Origin of the sequence: Lysinibacillus sp. NPDC097214, from assembly GCF_050277945.1 — a bacterium.
In the GTDB taxonomy this organism is placed as follows: domain Bacteria; phylum Bacillota; class Bacilli; order Bacillales_A; family Planococcaceae; genus Lysinibacillus; species Lysinibacillus xylanilyticus_B.
This window is the reverse complement of record NZ_JBNNSS010000015.1, coordinates 1-21,754: the sequence shown is the minus strand read 5'-3', so window position 1 is coordinate 21,754 and position 21,754 is coordinate 1. Positions and strand designations below refer to the sequence as shown.

Genomic DNA, 21,754 nt, shown 5'->3' with positions numbered 1-21,754 from the left:
CGCCTAAAGAGACGATAAGGTTTTTAATTGCTTATTTTTTACATTTTGTTAAACGTCCAAGAACGAATGCACCTGCTGCTACAGCAAGGACTGTGTTCGTTTTTTTCGTAAATACTTGTTTTGTAACAAGATTAAGATTTTGAGGACGCTCCGCTAAACGGCGCATAAAGTAGCCGTACCAATCTTCGCCGAATGGTACATATACACAGAAGTTATAGCCTTCTTTTGCAAGCTCTTTTTGCAGATCTGTACGGAAGCCGTAAAGCATTTGGAATTCGAATTTATCAAGTGGAATATTATTATCCTCTACAAAGCGTTTTACGTGTGCAATAACATTATGGTCATGTGTTGCGATGGATGTAAATTTGCCATGTAGTAAATGATATTCAATTAACTCAATGAAATTTAAATCAATATCTAATTTATCTTGGAAAGCAACTTCTACAGGCTCTTTATAAGCGCCTTTTACGATACGAAGGCGATAGTCTTGGAATTTTTCAATATCGTCCTTAGCACGATAAAAGTAAGATTGGATAACTGTACCTACATTATTAAACGTTTTGGATAGCTCTTCAACCATATCAAAGGATGTTTGTAAACGATCGTAGTCTTCCATGTCAAAGTTTACGAATATATCATATGCTGCTGCTTTTTCTACGATCTCATATAAATTATCGTAGCAAAAATCAACATCAATATCTAAACCTAATTGAGATGGCTTTAACGAAATATGCGCATCAACGCTATTTTCGTGAATAGCCTCAATAACAGCAAGGATTTGTTCTTTAGCTTTTGTTGCTTCTTCTTCAGTTGAAACAAATTCCCCTAAATTGTCTACAGTACAAGAGATTTTATGCGCGTTTAGCTCTTTGATACTAGCAATCGTTTCTTCAATATTTATACCAGCTACTACACTTTGTGCTCCTAATTTTAGGCCGTATTTTTTTGCAGTACTATTTAATAGTTGGTTTTCAGATAAATGGATGAAAAAATCGCGTAATAACATGGTCATTCTCCTCGCTGCATTTTCTTTTTATTATAGCATAATTTAGAAAATATATATTGTTTTTAATATAATGATTATTTTGGTTCAAGGATTTGCATGCGTTCATTAAATAGTGCAGGATAACTTAAAAAACCAATCATTATGCTGGATAATGTCGCTGCTGTTAGCAGGGCGAAAATGATTAATAGTTGGAATTGCACCGCTTGAATAGGGTCTGCTCCGCCAATTATTTGGCCACTCATCATACCTGGTAATTGAACAAGACCAATTGTTTTTTGGCTTTCGATTGTAGGAATCATACTTGCTTTTATCGCATTCATTAGCTGTCGATGAATAGCCTGTTTTGGTGTGCCGCCAAGCGATAATATTAACTCAATTTCGTTCTGATGACTTGCGATTTCCGATGTAAAACGATTTAAAAATAGAACTGATAAGACCATTGAATTACCAATCATCATGCCGCTAATTGGAATAATATACTGCGCTGTTGATGGTACAATATTAAAACCAAGCAATACCCCTTGTGTAACACATTCAACAACAATGAGAGTTAGTGCTATTTTCCATGTAATGCCTTTAATACCTTTCCCTTTTTTACGAGCATTGAGTGTTGCTACTAAAATCATTAATGCAATCATGAGGAAGATATAACTATAGCTTTGAGCATCAAAGACAAATTTTAAAATGTAACCGACGGCAAGTAATTGAATAATAGAACGAATAGTAGCTATGAGCGTATCTTTTTCAAGTCCTAGCTTTAAGGTTTTTGACAGTAGAAGAGGGATTAACACAAAAATTAACGTTAAGGCAAGCGAAGTATACGTCATCCATTCACCCCCTGTACAAATTCAGCGACACGTGGATTTTGAGGTGCGTTAAGTAAGGAGCTTTGTCCCGTTTCTATTAGTTCCCCATCCATCATGACCCATGTATAGTGGCCGATTGTCAGTGCTTGCTGTAAATTATGAGTGATCCAAATGATTGTGACATTAAATTTTTTATTGATTGTAGCAATAAGCGTCTCAATTTCCTGCACGGATTGACGGTCTAATGCAGATGTGATTTCATCTAGCAATAAAATGGAGGATTGATTAATAAGTGTTCTTGCAATAGAGACTTTTTGTCGTTGCCCACCTGATAATTTATTCGTAGGTCGTTGTAAAAAGCTTTGATCAAGTCCGACATCTTGTAAATATTGGGTCGCTTCTTGCTCTGCAAGCTTTTCTCCTTGTAACGTACGAGGAAGTGCAAGATTATCAAATACAGTCCCTTCTATCATAGGGGCCGCTTGAAGAGCCATGCTCACATGTTTTCTTAAAGCGGTTGGCTCGTATGTAGAAATGTTTTGATTATCAATTAATATTTGCCCATCTGTAGGAGATAATAGTCCATTGCACAATTTAAGTAGAGTTGTTTTACCAGCACCTGAAGGGCCGACTAATGTAGTGATTTTTCCTTTAGGGAATGACCCAGTAATCGATTGTAATATCGTCTTGTCATTCGCTGAAAAGCTGACCTGTTGAAAGTGAATGGCAGGCTCATATGACATATTCATAAAGTTAAAACTCCTTTATACTAATAGGTAAAATTAAGTGTATTGATTAACCGTTTTTATCCATTCTTAGAAGGCTCTGATTTCCGCTACGGGCTACTCGCTTTCTTGCGGGCGAGCGTCGAGCCGCTTCCTCCGCTGAAGGAACAAAGGCTAAATGCGTCACGTCCTGTGACAATGCCTTCGTGACCAACATCATGTTGGCCTCAGGGTCTCGTCTGTCTCGCTTTCCCGCGGGAGTCGAGTAGCCCTACGCTACAATCAGTTAAAATGGGCATACATTAGCAAAATATCCACAAAAGAATTCTTTTATCAGCCAATATTAAACCTTGTTTTCCTAATCAACCATGCCTGAGGTAAAATAACTGTAGCATGAAACAAAGAGAAGCTAAAGTTATTTAACATTTTACAGGTGATGGGTAAATTAAGGTTCATTACCAAAGGCTGTGGATGACTTTTGTTAAACCGTTTACTATGTAAATAAGTTGATCTTCATTACGACTGGGCGACTCCTTGGGGATTAGCGATAGAGGAACGAAGGCTAAGAGCATCACATCCTGTGATAACGCCTTCGTGACCAACATCCTGTCGATGCCGCTACGTTGCACTGCGCTTTCGCACAAAAAACACCTGTTGCCCCGACGCCCCCAGGAAGCTCTGCTCTGCGCGAAAGCGAAGCGACAGCAACAAATGTTTTATCTGTGCGAAAGCGAAGCGACAGCAACAAAGCGCCAAGTCGGAACGGAAATCAACCACACGTTTTGGTGATGATCCTAAATTGAGTTAGGGGGATAGAGAATGGATATATTATATGTAGATACATTAACATATGCACAAGGCACAATGTATATCGTTGCCTCAGATGATGGACTAGTATATATCGGAACACCAAATGCACCATTTGAAGAGGTGGAAGTGTGGGCGAAAAAGCCATTTAAAGGCTATCGCTTTGAAGAGAGTAAAGAAAAGTTACAGCAATATGTTAAGCAGTTATCGGCTTATTTTAATAAGGAGCTTACTGCGTTTGATTTACCAATTCATGTTAAAGGGACACCATTTCAACTAGCAGTATGGAATGCTTTGAAGGAGCTACCATATGGTACAACTACAACATACTCAGATATTGCACACCGAATCGGTAATCCGAAAGCAGTAAGAGCTGTAGGCAGTGCAATCGGTGCTAATCCGATATTAGCGATAATTCCCTGTCATCGTGTGATTGGCAAAGATGGTAAACTAACAGGCTTTCGAAGTGGGCTAGCAATGAAAGAATTTTTACTAGAGCTAGAGAGAATATAAAAAAGAATCCGCGTAACCTTTGGGGAAACATTTTCACCAAAGATTATGCGGATTCAGTTTTTTGTATGGAAGAAACGAAAGTTAAAAATACAATACATATGTGGTGCTGAAAAAATGGGCCTTATGCAAGGGTATCTAATATGAAAGTAGAAGGATGTAATACGCAAGAATTTGGGTATATAGTGTATACTAGGACTAATTATCAAAGCGGAAGAAGGGGTTTCTTGTGAGATCAAACTATGCAGATGATAGCTTAGCGCTACACACAGACTTGTACCAAATCAATATGGCAGAATCATATTGGGCTGATGGTATACATAATAGAAAAGCGGTTTTCGAATTATATTTTAGAAAGTTACCATTTGGCAATGGTTATGCAATTTTTGCGGGATTAGAGAGAATTCTTGAGTATTTACGTGATTTTAGTTTCAGTGATTCGGACATAGCGTATTTGCGTGAAGAAGTTGGTTATAAAGAAGATTTTATCGAGTATTTAAAAAATATTCGCTTTACAGGGGATATGTATTCGATGGTGGAAGGGGAAACGGTTTTCGCTAATGAACCAATTGTCCGCATTGAAGCACCTTTAGTGGAAGCGCAGTTGATTGAAACCGCATTACTTAACATTGTGAATTACCAAACATTAATTGCAACGAAGGCTAGTCGTATTAAACAAATTATAAAAAATGAAGTGGCAATGGAGTTCGGCACACGACGCGCTCAGGAGATGGATGCAGCGATTTGGGGAACGCGTGCAGCGTTTATTGGTGGTTTTGCTTCAACTAGTAATGTGCGAGCAGGTAAACTCTTTAATATACCAGTATCTGGTACACATGCACATGCACTTGTACAAGCCTATAAAAATGATTATGATGCATTTCATTCCTATGCAAAACGTCATCGTGATTGTGTATTCCTTGTAGATACTTATAATACGTTGAAATCGGGTGTGCCAACAGCAATCAAAGTAGCTAAGGAGCTTGGTGACAACATTAATTTTATTGGAATTCGTTTAGACAGTGGGGATATTGCTTTCTTGTCAAAAGAAGCACGTCGTATGTTAGATGAAGCAGGTTTCCCGAACGCTAAAATTATCGTATCTAATGACTTAGATGAATACACGATCTTAAACTTAAAGGCTCAAGGTGCAAAAGTTGATGTGTGGGGAATTGGTACGAAGCTCATTACTGCTTATGACCAACCTGCTTTAGGGGCTGTATATAAAATGGTGGCTATTGAAAATAACGAAGGACAATTAGAAGATACGATTAAAATTTCAGCGAATACTGAAAAGGTAACGACGCCAGGTCTGAAAAATGTATATCGCATTATTGATAGAAAGAATGGCAAGGCAGAGGGAGATTACATTACGATGCACGATGAAAATCCTCAATCAGAGGAACGCATTAAAATGTTCCATCCTGTTCATACATTCGTATCAAAATTTGTTACAAACTTCGAAGCTAAGAATTTACATCAACATGTGATTAAAAATGGAGAAATACATTATCAAAATCCTACTTTGGAAGAAATGCGCGATTATGCAGCAGATAATTTAGAGTTGTTATGGGACGAATATAAACGTGCCATGAATCCTGAGGAATACCCAGTCGATTTAAGCCAAAAATGCTGGAATAATAAAATGCGCAATATTGAAGAAGTAAGTGAAATGGTCAATCGATTGTAAAGCTAAGGAGTGAAGGGCAAAATGACATTACAACAAGAAATCATGAAGGAATTACGTGTATTACCTACTATTGATGTGCAGGAAGAGATTCGCAAATCCATTGATTTTTTAAAGGAATATGCGCGTCGCTATAGCTTTGTTAAGGGATTTGTTCTTGGGATATCGGGTGGTCAAGACTCCACATTAACTGGAAAGTTAACGCAGCTTGCGGTTGACGAATTAAATACCGAGGTGGGAGAAGCGAAGTACTCATTTTGGGCTGTTCGTTTACCATATGGTGTGCAAGCGGATGAAAAGGACTGTCAAGATGCGATTGACTATATCAAACCTACAAAAACTTTTATAGTAAACATTAAAGATGCTGTCGATGCAAGTGTAAGAGCATTAACGAATGCGGGTATTGAACTAAGCGATTTTGCCAAAGGGAATGAAAAGGCACGTGAGCGAATGAAGGTGCAGTATTCTATTGCTGCTATGAATAATGCAGTTGTGCTAGGGACAGATCATGCCGCGGAGGCAATTACAGGTTTTTACACGAAATTTGGGGATGGCGGTGCAGATTTAATGCCAATCTTCCGTCTTAACAAGCGTCAAGGTAAGGAGTTGTTAGCAGCGCTTGATTGCCCGGAGCACTTATATTTAAAAATACCAACTGCTGACTTAGAGGAAGATCGTCCTTCATTACCAGATGAAGTAGCTCTTGGTTTAACGTATGACCAAATTGATGATTATTTAGAGGGGAAGGTTATCCCTGAAGAAGCTCGTAAAACATTAGAAGGGCATTATTTACGCTCCCAGCACAAACGTCATATGCCAATTACTATATTTGATGATTTTTGGAAGTGATATTTAGCTATCATCATAACGTGGGGTTGATTTCCGTTCCGGCTGGGCGCTTTGTTGCTGTCGCTTCGTTTCGCACAGATAAAACATTTGCCGCTGTCGCTTCGCTTTCGCACAGATAAAACATTTGCCGCTGACGCTTCGCTTTCGCGCAGAGCAGAGCTTCCTGGGGGCGTCGGGGCAACAGGTGTTTTTTGTGCGAAAGCGCAGTGCAACGTAGCGGCAGCGACAGGATGTTGGTCACGAAGGCGTTATCACGGGACGTGATGCTTTTAGCCTTCGTTCCCCTCCCGCTGCGCTCCAGGGTCTCGGGCCAACAGATGTTTTCTGCGCGAAAGCGCAGCGACAGCAACAGCACCGATGTTGGTCACGAAGGCGTTATCACAGGATGTGATGGTTTTAGCCTTCGATCCTCTACCGCTGATCCCCGAGGAGTCGCCCAGCCTCCACTCCAATCAACTTATATACAATGGAATTATCATCTCCAACTTTTGGTGGCGAGTAAACAAATATTTAGGGAAAGAGTTACAAGAAATAGTGTTTATCACTTTTTCTTATATCTCTTTTCTATTTTTTTTAAGCAATTTGGTTCTGTATTGTTAAGTTCAAGCATATAATGTCGATATATATACCTACAAAGTTGATAAAAAGTAAAGGAGGGTAATTATTTATGAGGACTTCTAGAGTAAGTTCGACGACTAGTAGTATATTTCGTAATGAACAACAGTATTTACATGCCGGGGATTTAAGCCATAATTTCGGACAAAATCCGAAGAAACAGTTTAAAAACAGTTTGCTAAAGAATAAAGATAAAAAGCAATTAAGTAACACTAGACAAATTCAGCAGCAACGTCCAAATAAAGTAGCGGCTAGTTTTGTGGACAATGCTTATGATTTACAAATACGTAATGAACTAAATGAAACTGCTGTTAAGCTAAGTCTGGTCAGCAAGCAAAAGAAGTTTCTCAATAGTTACCGTTCTTCTATATAACATCATAAATCGAACTCTCTACATCATTCTGGATGTAGGGAGTTTTTTAGTGTGTTGAAAAACGAAATGGTGTCAATAAAATCTATATGAATGTTGAGATACTTTGAAATGAGGGGGAATACCGTTCAAGCATATTAACGGCTCTTCGGCAAAGCGAGGGGATGATTTCCGTTCCGACTGGGCGCTTTCCTGGGGGCGTCCGATGAGCCGCTTCACTCGCGTTGCTCGCTGCAGGGTCTCGGGCCAACACGATGTTGGTCACGAAGGCGTTATCACAGGATGTGATGATTTTAGCTTTCGTTCCTCTATTGCTGATCCCCAAGGAGTCACCCAGTCGTAACGAAGATCACCCACTTCGGCAAGGACTGCATTTTCTGACACGTCATTCTAATTTATAGTAATAAAACGAAACTTCGCCAACAGGTCTTGTACACCTTTATTTATTGATCCTGAATGTAAGTTATAGAAAGCATTTATTTTTTATTCAAAATATTTGAAGTCGAGATGTTCAATGAATATTCAAGGTAATTTTTCCAATACTTCACAGTGATTTTCAACTTATTTCACAACTTACCTGTAAAGTAATGATTAGTAATAGAAAAACGAAATTGGGGGAAGCAATTGTGAAAAAAATATGGTTACCTGTACTAGCAGTTTTACTTTTACTTGCGGCTTGTGGTACAGAAAAAACAGAAGTTAAGAAAGAGGAAACGAAGCAAGATGTTGCAGCAAATGAAGCAGAAGCAAAGGATAAAACTAAACAAGTCGCTTCTTTAGTGGATCCACGTTTAGAAGAGCCAAAAGAAGATACAATGTGTGAAATGTGTAATATGAAAGTATATATGAAGGATGAAGATATGGGTGAATTCTCTACCCAAGCAATAAAAGAGGATGGAACTACTGCCTTTTATGATGACATAGGCTGTTTAGTAAATGCCGAGGTTGCCAATAATGAAACGAACGAAAAATTTGTACGTGATCATATCACAAAAGATTGGGTAAAAGTTGAAGATGTAACGATTGTTAAAACTGATCTAAAATCTCCAATGAACTGGGGTTATATTTATTTCACGAATAAAGCTGACGCAGACAAATATATCGCTGACAATCCAACTGCACATGTAGAGGAATTACAAAAAATTAAAGACGATGCATTAGAGCGTCGTAAAAAGAAAATGAAAGAAAAAGCTGAAAAAGAAGCCAAAGGTGAATCTGATTCTATGCATATGGAAGAAAAGAAAACTGATGGTCATGGCCATTAATCGAATGGACTAGGGGAAATTCCTCTAGTCTTTTCGTGCTGAACTGGGAGGTAAGGATTGGTGAAAAAAATAGGGTTTGCCTTATTATTTTTTCTATTCATGAGTCAGACAGTGTACGCCGATTTCGATGTACAGGAAGCAATTAATGTAGCAAAGCCAGGGGAGGTCGTTCATATTCCTGCTGGTCGTTACCAAGGTAATTTTATTGTGTCAAAACCGATAACGTTACAAGGTGAAGAAGGAACTGAGCTTGTCGGTGTAAGAGACAACGCAGCCCTACGAATTGAAAACACTGCTAATGTCACTGTGGAAAATATAACGTTATCAGGGAAAAATAAAGCCATCGTGGCTAGTACTGTAGATGGACTTGAGCTACGAAAATTACAAATTAAAGATGTTCATACAGGTGTTCATATACAACGCTCCAAAAATGTACGCATACATGAAATCAATGTGACCGGTACTGAAGGTCATTATTCCAAAAGAGGTAATGGGGTGGCTGTCTTTAAGAGTGAGGACATCACCGTCGAAGGCAATACTATTAAGCAAGTGCAGGACGGAATTTATGTAGAAGAGGTCAAGCATATTGTTGTTCAACATAATAAGGTGGCAAGCAGTCGTTATGGTACGCATTTTATGTATACAAGTGATGCCGAAGCACTTTTTAATACATATGTTCACAATGTGACTGGCCTTATGATTATGATGACAACAGACATACTCCTCAAAAATAATACAATAGCAAATCATGTTGATTTTAATGGCTACGGTATGCTGCTGTATGATGTGCAGCAAGCAGAAATTAAGCATAATACAATCAAAAATAATCGGACGGGTATTGCAATGCAGAAAAGTTCAACTATCCAAATTGAAACTAATGATTTTCAGATGAATCAAACAGCTATTGAAGGTACAAAGGCAAGTGACGACACAATGGCTAGTAATAATAACTTTACAGGTAATATTTTAACGGCGCGCTCCGACCAACAAGGCTTTCAACTAATAAATAATTATTATGATGATTACTCAGGGATTGATTTAAAAGGCAATGGTATCGGTGATATTCCATATGTGGCTATGTCAAGCTTTGGTCAATGGATGGTACGCCAGCCAGTTTACCAATATTTCGTGGCATCTCCGAGCGTCCTTTTACTGACATCTCTAGATCAGCAAATTAATAAAACTGAAAAGAACATGCTTGTTGATCATACGCCGAAATTGGCGATGAAGCATGTACAAGAGAAGAACAAGATGAACGTGCTGCAAATGCTATTAGGATTATTCTTGGCATTAAGTAGTTTATGGCTATGGAAAAGAGGAATGACGGAATGAAAAAATGGATGATGTGTGTATTGCTATGTTGTGGTGTATTGGTGGGCTGTAGTGAAAAAACATATGAGCCTCGTGAAATAGTTAGTGAAACTGATGTTTGTAAAATTTGCAATATGAGTATCGTTCATAATGCATATGCTGGTCAGATTGCGTTGAAGAATGGTGATTATGAAATTTTCGATGATATTGGTTGTCTTATGGAATATATGAAAGCGAATGGGGAAGATGAGGTTGGAGCGGCCTATATTAAAGATGCGGCAAAAAATGAATGGATTGACGTTTTTAACGCTGTTTATGTGTACAACAAGGAGTATTGGACACCGATGAATTATGGGGTAGTCGCATTCGATTCGAAGGAAGCGGCGCAGGAATGGATGACGGCAGAGGGAGAAGGTCAGCTACTAGCCTATAAGGATTTACATGATTTTAAATGGGGGATCCATAAGTGATGAATAGTATGCTTATTAAACTAGAACTAAAGCAAATGCTCAGAAGTCGCTGGATGCAACTTGTAGGCTTACTTTTCACATTCGTTTTTACAGCGATCATTGTCATTCAGCAAATGGCATTACCGGATGTAGAGGGGTTTACACGACAGACAGCTTCGTTTTTAAATGTATTGTTGTTTTTATTGCCGCTGTTTATATTAACGATCGGTAGTATGAGTGTAGCTGGTGATGTGGAATCAGGATGGTTTTCATTATTAAAGACATATCCGATGACGCGTAGGCAATATATTGCAGGAAAGTATATTGCCTCAGTGCTCGCTTTTTTCTTGGTCGTTGCCGTGGCGTTTGGCGTAATAGTAGCGCTTGGTGGATTTCTTGGTGGAGTGCGTTTGCCATTTATCTTCATTGTCCTAACTTTGCTATGCATCTTCATTTTTGTGTCATTGGCCATTGCAGTAGGAGCCTTTGCGAAAACAAGATTATTTGCATTGTCGTTGTCACTTGTTTTTTGGTCTATTTTTTTATTGCTAATCTCTTACGCTTTAATGGCTATTGGAACTGTCGTGGCGGGTCATATTCTTCAAAAACTGACGATTATTGCGATACATATTAATCCTGTGGAGTGGCTACGCTTTGGTTACTTTATTTTTACAGATCAGGCGAGTGTTCTTGGTCCAGCATTTTATAAAGTAACGCAGTTTTATTCATCGCCACTAGGTTATGCATTATACGTAGCTGTGACATTGCTTTGGATAGTATGTCCGTTAGCTTATACTAGCCTACTTTTATCTTCTTTCAGTGAAAGAAGATAAAGCCTCCGGCGGATGTCACAGAATCGGAAAGGAGTTCATAAAGGATGTTAGCCTAAAATCATCGCATCCATGCGATAACGGCTAACTGACCTGCATCGGTAAAAACGCCACGTCCTGTGGCATTACCGAAATGACAGACATCGTGTCGGCCCTCGTGCAGGCCTAAGCACAAAGCCGATTCTGGACGCAATTATGCCGAGGCATAATTGATAGAAAGGGGATAGAAAATGATGCTATTAGAAACCAAGAAGTTATCGAATATCTATGATAATAATAGAGGTCTTCATGAAGCCTCCTTTTCTTTACAGACGGGGCGTATTTTAGCGCTTGTAGGAGGAAATGGTGCTGGAAAGAGTACTTTAATTCGCCTGCTTACTGGGCAGGAAAAGCAAAAATCAGGAGAAATAATATGGCATAAACCACAAGCTATTCGATACATGCCTGATGATGTGGATTTTCCGACTATGTTAACAGCTGCAGAAATTTTGCAGCTACTTGCCTCTTTGAAGAAGATTGGTAAAAAGGAACAGGAGGAGGTACTGAAGCGCGTTGCTTTATGGGATGTTCGAAAGCAAAAAGTGAAGCATTTCTCAAAGGGGATGCGTCAACGTCTTAATCTCGCTCAAAGTTTACTCGGTGAGGGCTCTTTGCTTATTTTAGATGAGCCGACTAATGGTCTAGATCCTTTCTGGATTGCGGAGTTGAAAAAAATGATGCTAGAGGAAAAAGCAAGGGGCTGTACGGTCATATTTTCTACGCATTTACTAGCTTTTGCGGAAGAAGTAGCGGACGATGTGTTAGTTTTACATGAAGGAAACATACTAATTTCTGGTGAATTAGAGGAAATACTTTTACAAGAAAATTCATCTTCGTTAGAGAATTTATGGTTAAAAAAATTAAATCTGTAACATTCTGATAGGTAATGACGTTATACTAAAAGATAGGTTTGCTTTGATTGTATTCAGGCAAGCCTTCTTTTTCATGCTGAAGTATTATTACTTTTCTCGCTAAGTGCTCGGATTATAGCGTTTAAGCAATACGATGAACGTCTCATATAATTGTGTTACTAAACATATTTCGTTATTCTTAAGTAAGTTATCACGCAATTCGAATAATTGCTGGGTGAAATAGGAGGTTTTTTGATTTATGAATTCACAAATACAAGATGTATTAGAAAATATAGAAAAAGTAATGATCGGCAAAAGAGAGGTTGCAGAGCTTAGTATAGTAGCCTTACTAGCAAAGGGACATATCTTGCTTGAGGACGTACCAGGTGTCGGTAAAACAATGATGGTGCGAGCACTGGCAAAATCCTTTGAGGCACAATTTAAAAGGATTCAATTTACACCTGATTTATTACCGTCAGATGTTGTAGGGGTGTCGATCTATAATCCGAAAACGCTAGAATTTGAATTTCGACCTGGTCCGATCATGGGAGATGTAATTTTAGCGGATGAAATTAACCGTACATCTCCAAAAACGCAATCTGCTTTACTTGAGGGAATGGAGGAAGCATCTGTCACTATTGATGGTAAAACATTAACAATCAATCAACCATTTTTCGTTATGGCTACTCAAAACCCAATTGAGCATGAAGGGACATATCCGTTACCAGAAGCACAGTTAGATCGTTTCTTACTAAAAATAAAAATGGGCTATCCTTCAAGGACACAAGAAGTGGAGATTCTTCGTCGTGCTGAGCATGGTAAACCGATTGAAAAAATTGAAGCAGTGCTAAAAGTTGAGCAATTAATTGAATTGCAGGAGCTTGCACAGGGTGTGCATGTTGCGGATTCAGTCAAAAACTATATGGTCGAATTAGCGACTCAAACAAGGGAAAATAGCTATGTACATTTAGGCGTAAGTCCTCGTGCAACGATTGCTTTAATGAAAGCTTCACAAGCTTATGCATTTATAAAAGGACGTAGTTATGTTACTCCTGATGATGTTCAATATTTAGTACCATTTGTTTTTAGCCATCGTTTAGTATTAAAGCCAGATGCTCGCTATGATAACGTAACGGCAGAGGAAATTATTGAGCGAATTATTGCGAAAACACCTGTACCAACAAAGAGGTTTGCAGAGCAATGAAGAAATGGCAAGCTTTAATAGAGAAAAGTAAACATTTCTTATTAGTTTCTTTGTTAATGATCATAACGTTTTGTTATGCCATGTTCCAAGGTGGATTTGTCAGTTGGTTTGTATTTTTTACAGTTAGTCCATTTTTGTTATACGCAATTATTTTCTTACTAGTGAAAGAACATATTTTACTGGTGGAACGCAAAATTGAGCCCTCCCATGTGGAGAGTGGGCAATCTGCTAAGGTAACAATTACGGTAGAACGAAAAACACGCTTTCCGTTTGCTTATATGATGATGGAGGAACTTGTGAACAGTGAAGTCCTTGTTCAATCGAGGGTACAAGGAACGAATACCATTAAGTTCGTTGGCTTCAGGAAAAAATTTAGCTGGAATTATGTGCTGGAAAATATGTCCCGTGGCGAGCATCGTTACTTAGGTGTTAATATTATTTTCTGTGATTTTTTTGGCTGGGCAAAAAAGCGAGTTGCGGCAGAAAAGGAACAAGTCATTTTAGTTTACCCGAGAGTACGCGAGATGAGATATGCCGCGCTTCAAACAAAATTTGATGTTGGTAAAATGATGTCACCTTATTCAATTGTTAAGGATACATCCATGGCTGTTGGTTTACGTGAGTATGTTCCAGGTGACCGTTTTTCGTGGATTCACTGGAAATCATTTGCGAAAACACAAACGTTGCAATCTAAGGAATTTGAAGATCGACAATCACAGGAGTTAATGCTAGTTCTTCATGCTGGAAAGTCTCCCTTATTTGAAGAAAAAATTGAGCTTGTAGCATCGATGCTACAAACAATTGTCGAAGAACGTGGAGATATTTCATTTGTTTCAGCTAGTTCTAAAACGAAGGTGTTTCCGATTATCCAAGGTAATAAGCAACTAGACCAAATAATGCATCATTTAGCTGCTATAAAACCTGCTGAAAATGTCAAATTTCAATTACGAGATCAGCAAGTGTTTAAGCATGTAGCAACATTACTATATGTTACGAATGAAGTATCAGATGAATTACTTCATTCTCTAGCAAATACGGTGAAAAACTGTATTTGTTTTGTAGTAGCTGAACGGCCACCTATGCAAACAGAGCTAGCGAAGCGTTATAAGCAAATCCAAGTTGTACATGTAAATCCAACAGATTATTACCATTTGTTCACGGAGGTGATGAAGCCGTGAAAAAATCACTAGGAGATTTTATCGAATTAGCAATAGCTTACGTAATTATTTTTCTAATTTTACGTGAATGGCTTATTCCTGTAATGCAGCTAACAAATACAGGCTTGTTTCATTTGTTTTTAGTGTTTATCGGTCTATCATTAGCACTCAGTTTATTTCAAGTACATCCATTGTTGTCAGGCATAGTGAAATTTGGTTATATTACTTGGTTTATAGTGTTTGTTTATAGTGAAAGTCCCTTTTTTTCTGGACAGACAATACCGTTTTTAATGCATGAATGGAAATGGAATATGACTGCCATCCTTTCGGGCGATTTTGGACAAGTATCGGATTCATTTAGAACGGTGCTATTCGTTGCGCTTATTTGGATGTTAATATACCTAATACACCACTGGATAACCGTGCGGAAAAATATATTCTATTTCTTGGCGTTAACAGTATTCTTTATTGCAACACTAGATACATTTAGTGACTATGATGGAAAGACGGCAATTGTTAAAGTTATTGTGCTTGGGTTAATAATGACAGGTTTGCTTTTTGTTAAGCGCTTATGGCTTCAAACAGATGCACCGAGCAATGTCATAGGAAAGTGGAAACTGGTTATTCCAATGATTGTTTCGGTAATGCTTGTTAGTGGAGTGGCATTCTTTTTACCTAAGACAGGGCCGACTTGGGCTGATCCAGTACCTTTTATTAAGGGAATTGCAGGGCAAGGGGACTCTGGAACAGGCGGAAAAACAGTTGGTTACAGCGAGGATGATAGCCGATTAGGGGGACCGTTCCAAGGTGATAATACACTAATTTTCACAGCATCTTCCCAGGATCGTCATTATTGGCGTATCGATACAAAGGATACTTATACTTCGAAGGGCTGGATTCTTTCAGAGGGGAATTTTGGAAAAAACGTCTACCAGACCGATACCCCTATCCAAACTTCGTTACAAGTTGGATCTCCTGAAACCGAGCGACAGGTTCAAATGGACATTGCAGTTCCAATGCCTTTTTTAATTCAAACATATGGCATGATATCTGTGACTACCAAAGATTCATCGCTATTTATTCAAGATGGACACACTGAAAAAATAGCAATAGAACAACAGAATGGTGAGTCAAAATTATTATCTAACTATACGATTTCTTATAGTGAGCCAGTATATAGCATGGAACAGCTCCAAATGGCTAAACCATCCACGTTAAAAACAGTAGATCCGTCCTTTGACCGTTTTTTACAATTGCCAAATACACTTCCACAACGTGTAGGGAATTTAGCGAAAGAAATCACGCAGGATAAAGCTTCGGTCTATGATCAAATTAAAGCGGTTGAAAAATATTTTTCATCTCATGGCTTTAGATACGATAAAAAAGAAGTAGCCGTCCCAGCTGAGGATCAGGACTATGTTGATCAGTTTTTATTTGATACTAAAGTTGGCTACTGTGATAATTTCTCAACATCAATGGTTGTGCTCCTCCGTTCGGCAGGGATACCTGCACGTTGGGTGAAAGGGTTTGCACCTGGTAATCCTGGTCGAATATCAGATGGTTTACAGGAGTATCAAATTACAAATGATAATGCACACTCGTGGGTGGAAGCGTATGTACCTGGAACAGGCTGGATGGAGTTTGAACCGACAATTGGATTTTCGGGAGATGTGAATATCGATTATGATATTGAGCAAGACACTCCTCAGCAGGAACAAGTACTGGAGCCAGAAACAAAGCAAGAGCAACCAATGAAGGACGAGCAAGAGCCGAAGAAAGAAACTTCTAGCTCAACATCGTTTAGCTTTGACTCTGTATGGACATGGGTGAAAAAACATATTTATGTATGGATTGCCCTAGTCGGTTTGATGATTATCACTTGCATCGCTTTATTTATGCAACGTAAAACGTGGATACCTAAAATGCAAGTACGCGCATTTCGTAAAAAAGAAGCGGACTGGACAAATTTTGATGCTTCATACCATGTTTTAACGAAGCAATTATCTCGTATTGGATTACGCCGGAAAGATGGCGAAACATTAAGAGCATTTGCTTCAAGGGTAGATGCATCGCTAGAGACAGAGGAGATGCAAAAACTTACCACTGTATATGAACAACATATTTATGGTAAGGACAAACATGAGGTAGATTTTATTGAACTGAAAGAAAGTTGGGAATATTTAATCAATCGCACTATCGGTTGATTTTGATAGGTACAAAGAGTAAAATGAAAAAAATTATATATAGATGAGGATTGCTTTCATATAAGTTCGATAATAAGGTTCGGATGTTTCTACGAGATTACCGTAAATGATTTCTCTATGAAGGTGAATGTTTCGTTAGGTGAGAAGGTTAGTAAATCACTTTTCTTTGTGACGCATTCGCCTTTATACATCAAGAGCTTATGAACGCGTAGGAAGTTTTTACTTTCATACGCGTTTTTCTTGAATGTATGAAAAGCGCCTTTAAAAATAGTAGAAGAGGTGGAAATTTTGTCAGCTAGCCCTTTATTAGAGCAAGAAAAAATCGTTGTTCTTGACTTCGGTAGCCAATTTAACCAATTGATTACGCGTCGTATACGTGAATTTGGTGTTTTCAGTGAGTTACATCCTCATACGATTACAGCAGAAGAAATTAAAAATATGAACGCAGCAGGTATCATCTTTTCAGGTGGTCCAAACTCAGTTTATGACGAAAATGCCTTCCATGTAGACCCAGCTATTTTCGAATTAGGCTTACCAATCCTAGGTATTTGCTATGGTATGCAATTAATGGCACATACGCAAGGTGGTAAAGTTGAAGGTGCTGAAACACGCGAATATGGTAAAGCAGAAATTAAAGTAACAGCTTCAAACAAGTTATTCGGTAACTTACCAACTGAACAAATCGTTTGGATGAGTCACGGTGACCATGTAACAGAAGTACCAGCTGGTTTTGAAGTAATCGCAACAAGTGCTGCTTGCCCTATCTCTGCAATGGCAAATGTAGAACGTAAACTATATGCAGTACAATTCCACCCAGAAGTACGTCACTCTGTATATGGTAACGACTTATTACGTCAGTTCGTATTCGACATTTGTGGAGCAAAAGGCGATTGGTCAATGGCAAACTTCATTGAACTTGAAATCGCAAAAATCCGCGAAACAGTAGGTGACAAAAAAGTATTATGTGCACTTTCTGGCGGTGTAGACTCATCAGTTGTGGCTGTTCTAATTCATAAAGCAATTGGCGATCAATTAACTTGTATGTTCGTAGACCACAACTTGAACCGTAAAGGTGAAGTTGCGCAAGTTATGAAAACATTCACAGAAGACTTTGACATGAATCTTATTAAAATTGATGCACGTCAACGTTTCATGGATAAACTTGCAGGCGTTTCTGATCCAGAGCAAAAACGTAAAATTATCGGTAACGAATTTATTTATGTATTCGATGAAGAAGCGGCTAAACTTGAAGGTATGGACTTCTTAGCACAAGGTACTCTTTACACAGATATCATTGAATCTGGAACATCAACTGCACAAACGATTAAATCACACCATAACGTTGGTGGTCTTCCAGAAGACATGCAATTCAAATTAATTGAGCCACTTAACACATTATTTAAAGACGAAGTGCGTGCATTAGGATTAGAGCTTGGCCTTGACGAAAAAATCGTTTGGCGTCAACCATTCCCAGGTCCTGGTCTAGGTATCCGTGTACTTGGTGAAGTAACAGAAGAAAAACTAGAAATCGTACGTGAATCTGATTTCATCTTACGTGAAGAGATCGCAAAAGCTGGTCTTGATCGCGACATTTGGCAATACTTCACGGTATTACCTGACATCCGTTCAGTTGGCGTAATGGGTGATGCACGTACGTATGACTATTCAATCGGTATCCGTGCAGTAACATCTATCGACGGTATGACTTCTGACTGGGCACGCATTCCTTGGGATGTACTAGAGAAAATCTCTGTCCGCCTAGTAAACGAAGTAAAACACGTTAACCGCGTACTGTATGATATTACATCTAAGCCACCAGCAACTATTGAGTGGGAATAGTTAAATAGCAAATAGAAAAAGCTTGAAGTACTCATTTTATTGGGTTTTCTTCAAGCTTTTTATTTTTGCGATTCCGGACTCAATTATGCCAGGCATAATTAATATAAAGGAAATATTTGTTGCTTTGTAGAATATAAAGAAAGAGTTATACGATAAATCGTTAGGTATAGTAAACTAATGACTGTCAATAGGACTCTATGTCGCTGCTTAGTTTAGGGGGATTGAAATGGAAAAAAATAAAGCGATGATTCATACACTTGCTATTGGTATGCCGAAAGAATTGCAATATAGTAATGGGCGTTCAATGATTACAGGGATTGAAAAACGAAAAGTACAAGAGGTTTATTTGTCCGTTCGTGGATTTGAAGGGGACGATGTAGCAGATAAAAAACATCATGGTGGTCCTGACCGTGCCGTTTGTTTATATCCTGCAGAGCATTACATACAATGGGAACAGGAACTGGGTAAACCGTTGCCGACAGCAGCATTCGGTGAAAACCTAACTGTAACGAATATGTTAGAATCGGATATTTATATTGGCGATATTTATAAAATAGGTGATGCTGTCATCCAAATTACCCAAGGACGTGTACCATGTAGTACAATTGATAAATATACTGAGGCGAACACATTACTCAAACGTTTAATTGAAACAGGTTATACGGGTTTCCTTGCGCGTGTACTGGAAGAAGGCACAATCTGTGCAAATTCAAAAATTGAATTAGTGGAAAAGCACCCTGCGCGTGTTTCAGTTTTGCATTGCAACGAAGTATATTTTAAAAACAAAGACGCATATGCGATGAAAAATATACAAGCGGTTGATGCATTAGCAGAAGATTGGAAACAAAAATTAGAAAAAAGAATTCAGCTCTTACAAAGTAAAGTGATGAATTAAATATATGTCGATTAAGGGAGCGCTCCCTCGGTCACAGTATTAAAATCCTCTAGAATTCGAATGAGTTCAAGAGGGTTTTTTATTTTATAACTATGATACAACGTTCAGTCCTAACCCATTTTTGCAACGATTTATTGAAATGTGAACATTAAATAAGAAATTTACACGAACTTTCGTATAACTTTTGTGAGAAATGTTCGGAAATAGGGTTGAAATCTAAAAAGTGAAATGATATATTACGATTGTAAATTAAATATGTCGTCGTATAATGTCGGGGATAAGGCCCGTGAGTTTCTACCAAGTTACCGTAAATAACTTGACTACGATTTTAGTTATATATACCAATGTATAGACACTAAATTAATTTCTCACAATAACTGTGATGAAATGTATCGTAGACATGCGACTAGTAGAGTAGTCAGTGTGTCTTTTTTGTTTTCGATATTGAAGACGACCATACGGAGGATTTCTTTAAAATGAAAAAGTATTTCATGTTCAATGAATTAGGAACTAATTATCGCCGCGAAATAATAGGTGGTATTACTACATTCCTTGCTATGGCTTACATTTTAGCTGTTAACCCTGGCATCTTAGAAAATGCAGGTATGGATAAAGGTGCTGTATTCGTAGCTACAGCATTAGCAGCTGCAGTCGGTTCTCTGATTATGGGGATATTCGCTAAATTCCCAATTTCCCTTGCTCCTGGTATGGGCTTAAATGCATTCTTTGCCTTCACTGTAGTTGGAGCTTACGGTATTCCTTGGCAGACTGGATTAACAGGTGTTTTCTTCTCAGGGGTTATTTTTATCATTCTTTCACTAACGGGTATTCGTGAAACAGTAATTAATGCAATTCCAGTTCAACTTAAATATGCAGTTTCAGCAGGAATTGGTTTATTTATAACATTTGTAGGGTTACAAGGAGCGGGTATTATCGTAGATAGCCCAGCTACATTAGTGACGTTAGGAACATTCAGTGGTTCAACTTTACTAGCTGTATTCGGGATTGTCCTTTCAATTATTCTTATTATTAAACTACGCAGTATTGGTATTTTCTTAGGGATGGTTATAACAGCGATTGTTGGTATGATTACGGGTGTGATTGATCCACCTGCAGCAGTTGTTTCAGCAATTCCGAGCGTGGATTCTACATTTATGGTAGCTTTAGATCCAATTTTCCATGACTTCGATTCATTATTAAACGTTAAATTTTTAGTTGTTGTGTTAACATTCTTGTTTGTGGATTTCTTTGATACAGCAGGTACTTTAATGGCAGTTGCAACACAAGCAGGATTAGTAAAAGATAATAAATTACCACGTGCAAGCCGTGCATTAATGGCGGATGCTCTTGCAACAACAATTGGCTCTTTATTCGGTACATCAACAACTACAGCGTATGTAGAGTCAACTTCTGGTGTAGCAGCAGGTGCTCGTTCAGGTTTCTCTGCTGTTGTAACGGCAATACTTTTCTTGATAGCATTATTCTTCTCACCGTTACTTGCTGTGGTAACTCCAGCGGTAACAGCACCAGCTCTAGTTATTGTAGGTGTTTTGATGGTATCTTCATTACGTTTAATCGATTGGGATAAATTCGAAATTGCAGTTCCTGCTTTCTTTACAGTAATAATGATGCCTCTTGGTTACTCAATTGCTACTGGTATTGCAATAGGTTTTGTATTCTATCCAATAACAATGCTTTTAGCGGGTCGTAAAAAAGAAATTCACCCTATGATGTATGGATTATTCTTTGTCTTCCTTGCATACTTTATCTGGGTACGCTAATTATAAATACACACTAGAAATATAAAAAGCACCTCAATTGTTAGAAACGAAACTAACAATTGTAGGTGCTTTTCTTATTGGAGAATAAAAAAATATAAAATGATCTTAATGGTAAGAAAACCTTCATCAATTTATGCAGGAGAAAAGGGAAGCCACTAATATAAGAAATCAGGAGAAATTGAAATAAGCGATTATAGTGTCACTGTGGAACATATAACATTCATGTGAAGTTATTTATATATTATAGAAGAAACTCCTTTTCATTAATTAGAATAGTTTTACTTTAATAATTCGCTTGCAAACTTAATATTAAGGTGATATATTTATAAACGTTGTTACGAAACAAACAACAACAACAAAAAAATACTAACATAACTAGTTGACATAGAGTTAACAACGTGTTAAAGTATAGAAAGTCACTTAAATGTGACGAACAAATGAACCTTGAAAACTGAACAAGCAAAACGTAATCAATAAAGTTTTTAGTAGCTAACCTTGAGTTAGTGAACAAAACAAAATTTTGGACATCAAACATGATGCCAGCAAAACAATTT

Annotated in this window: 18 protein-coding genes and 2 riboswitches; of the genes, 15 read left to right on the top strand and 3 right to left on the bottom strand. The window is 38.1% G+C overall.

Annotation, left to right across the window (positions count from 1 at the left end; genetic code table 11):
* Positions 1–31: 31 nt before the first annotated feature.
* From ACQKMI_RS22480 to ACQKMI_RS22470, 3 genes are all read right to left on the bottom strand, one after another.
* Positions 32–1,006, bottom strand: coding sequence for a proline dehydrogenase family protein (locus tag ACQKMI_RS22480; protein ID WP_427492546.1), 975 nt, complete (start codon positions 1,004–1,006; stop codon positions 32–34).
* A 74-nt stretch (positions 1,007–1,080) separates the two neighbouring features.
* On the bottom strand, positions 1,081–1,833 hold the full coding sequence (locus ACQKMI_RS22475; protein ID WP_427492544.1) for an ABC transporter permease: 753 nt from the start codon (positions 1,831–1,833) through the stop codon (positions 1,081–1,083).
* On the bottom strand, positions 1,830–2,561 hold the full coding sequence (locus tag ACQKMI_RS22470; protein WP_427492542.1) for an ABC transporter ATP-binding protein: 732 nt from the start codon (positions 2,559–2,561) through the stop codon (positions 1,830–1,832). Before ACQKMI_RS22470 ends, ACQKMI_RS22475 begins: the two co-directional genes overlap by 4 nt.
* A 795-nt stretch (positions 2,562–3,356) precedes the next feature.
* Between ACQKMI_RS22470 and ACQKMI_RS22465 the strand changes: the two genes are divergently transcribed.
* The 15 genes from ACQKMI_RS22465 to ACQKMI_RS22395 all read left to right on the top strand — a co-directional run bounded on the left by ACQKMI_RS22465 (position 3,357) and on the right by ACQKMI_RS22395 (position 21,200).
* Positions 3,357–3,857 carry a methylated-DNA--[protein]-cysteine S-methyltransferase gene (locus ACQKMI_RS22465; protein WP_427492540.1) on the top strand — a complete coding sequence of 167 codons (501 nt, stop codon included), beginning with the start codon at positions 3,357–3,359 and terminating at the stop codon, positions 3,855–3,857.
* Positions 3,858–4,083: 226 nt separating this feature from the next.
* On the top strand, positions 4,084–5,544 hold the full coding sequence (locus ACQKMI_RS22460; protein ID WP_427492538.1) for a nicotinate phosphoribosyltransferase: 1,461 nt from the start codon (positions 4,084–4,086) through the stop codon (positions 5,542–5,544).
* A 21-nt stretch (positions 5,545–5,565) separates the two neighbouring features.
* Positions 5,566–6,390 (top strand): ammonia-dependent NAD(+) synthetase, encoded by an 825-nt coding sequence (nadE, locus tag ACQKMI_RS22455; protein WP_427492536.1) that lies wholly within the window; start codon positions 5,566–5,568, stop codon positions 6,388–6,390.
* 667 nt (positions 6,391–7,057) lie between these two features.
* Entirely contained in the window at positions 7,058–7,378 is a 321-nt protein-coding gene (locus ACQKMI_RS22450; protein ID WP_427492534.1) for an NAD synthetase, read from the top strand.
* 623 nt (positions 7,379–8,001) lie between these two features.
* Positions 8,002–8,640, top strand: a complete 639-nt coding sequence (locus ACQKMI_RS22445) for a nitrous oxide reductase accessory protein NosL (RefSeq protein WP_427492532.1) — start codon at positions 8,002–8,004, stop codon at positions 8,638–8,640.
* A 99-nt stretch (positions 8,641–8,739) separates the two neighbouring features.
* Positions 8,740–9,972 carry a right-handed parallel beta-helix repeat-containing protein gene (locus tag ACQKMI_RS22440; RefSeq protein WP_427492530.1) on the top strand — a complete coding sequence of 411 codons (1,233 nt, stop codon included), beginning with the start codon at positions 8,740–8,742 and terminating at the stop codon, positions 9,970–9,972.
* Positions 9,969–10,421, top strand: coding sequence for a nitrous oxide reductase accessory protein NosL (locus tag ACQKMI_RS22435; RefSeq protein ID WP_427492528.1), 453 nt, complete (start codon positions 9,969–9,971; stop codon positions 10,419–10,421). Before ACQKMI_RS22440 ends, ACQKMI_RS22435 begins: the two co-directional genes overlap by 4 nt.
* Positions 10,421–11,233, top strand: a complete 813-nt coding sequence (locus ACQKMI_RS22430) for an ABC transporter permease (RefSeq protein WP_427492625.1) — start codon at positions 10,421–10,423, stop codon at positions 11,231–11,233. Before ACQKMI_RS22435 ends, ACQKMI_RS22430 begins: the two co-directional genes overlap by 1 nt.
* Positions 11,234–11,460: 227 nt before the next feature.
* Positions 11,461–12,141, top strand: a complete 681-nt coding sequence (locus tag ACQKMI_RS22425) for an ABC transporter ATP-binding protein (protein ID WP_427492526.1) — start codon at positions 11,461–11,463, stop codon at positions 12,139–12,141.
* A gap of 238 nt (positions 12,142–12,379) precedes the next feature.
* The gene (locus tag ACQKMI_RS22420; RefSeq protein ID WP_427492524.1) at positions 12,380–13,324 is read left to right on the top strand and encodes an AAA family ATPase; all 945 of its coding nucleotides are present in this window, start codon (positions 12,380–12,382) and stop codon (positions 13,322–13,324) included.
* Positions 13,321–14,502 carry a DUF58 domain-containing protein gene (locus ACQKMI_RS22415; RefSeq protein ID WP_427492522.1) on the top strand — a complete coding sequence of 394 codons (1,182 nt, stop codon included), beginning with the start codon at positions 13,321–13,323 and terminating at the stop codon, positions 14,500–14,502. The genes ACQKMI_RS22420 and ACQKMI_RS22415 overlap by 4 nt, the downstream gene beginning before the upstream one ends.
* Positions 14,499–16,685: a transglutaminase TgpA family protein gene (locus ACQKMI_RS22410; protein WP_427492520.1), complete on the top strand. Its 2,187-nt coding sequence runs from the start codon at positions 14,499–14,501 to the stop codon at positions 16,683–16,685. Before ACQKMI_RS22415 ends, ACQKMI_RS22410 begins: the two co-directional genes overlap by 4 nt.
* Positions 16,686–16,721: 36 nt before the next feature.
* Positions 16,722–16,823, top strand: a riboswitch (purine riboswitch).
* Positions 16,824–16,973: 150 nt separating this feature from the next.
* Complete coding sequence (gene guaA / locus ACQKMI_RS22405; protein ID WP_427492518.1) at positions 16,974–18,524, top strand: glutamine-hydrolyzing GMP synthase; 1,551 nt, start codon at positions 16,974–16,976, stop codon at positions 18,522–18,524.
* A 226-nt stretch (positions 18,525–18,750) separates the two neighbouring features.
* On the top strand, positions 18,751–19,419 hold the full coding sequence (locus ACQKMI_RS22400; RefSeq protein WP_427492516.1) for an MOSC domain-containing protein: 669 nt from the start codon (positions 18,751–18,753) through the stop codon (positions 19,417–19,419).
* 241 nt (positions 19,420–19,660) lie between these two features.
* A riboswitch (purine riboswitch) is annotated at positions 19,661–19,762 on the top strand.
* Between the two features lie 133 nt (positions 19,763–19,895).
* Positions 19,896–21,200, top strand: a complete 1,305-nt coding sequence (locus tag ACQKMI_RS22395) for an NCS2 family permease (protein ID WP_427417051.1) — start codon at positions 19,896–19,898, stop codon at positions 21,198–21,200.
* Positions 21,201–21,754: the final 554 nt, after the last annotated feature.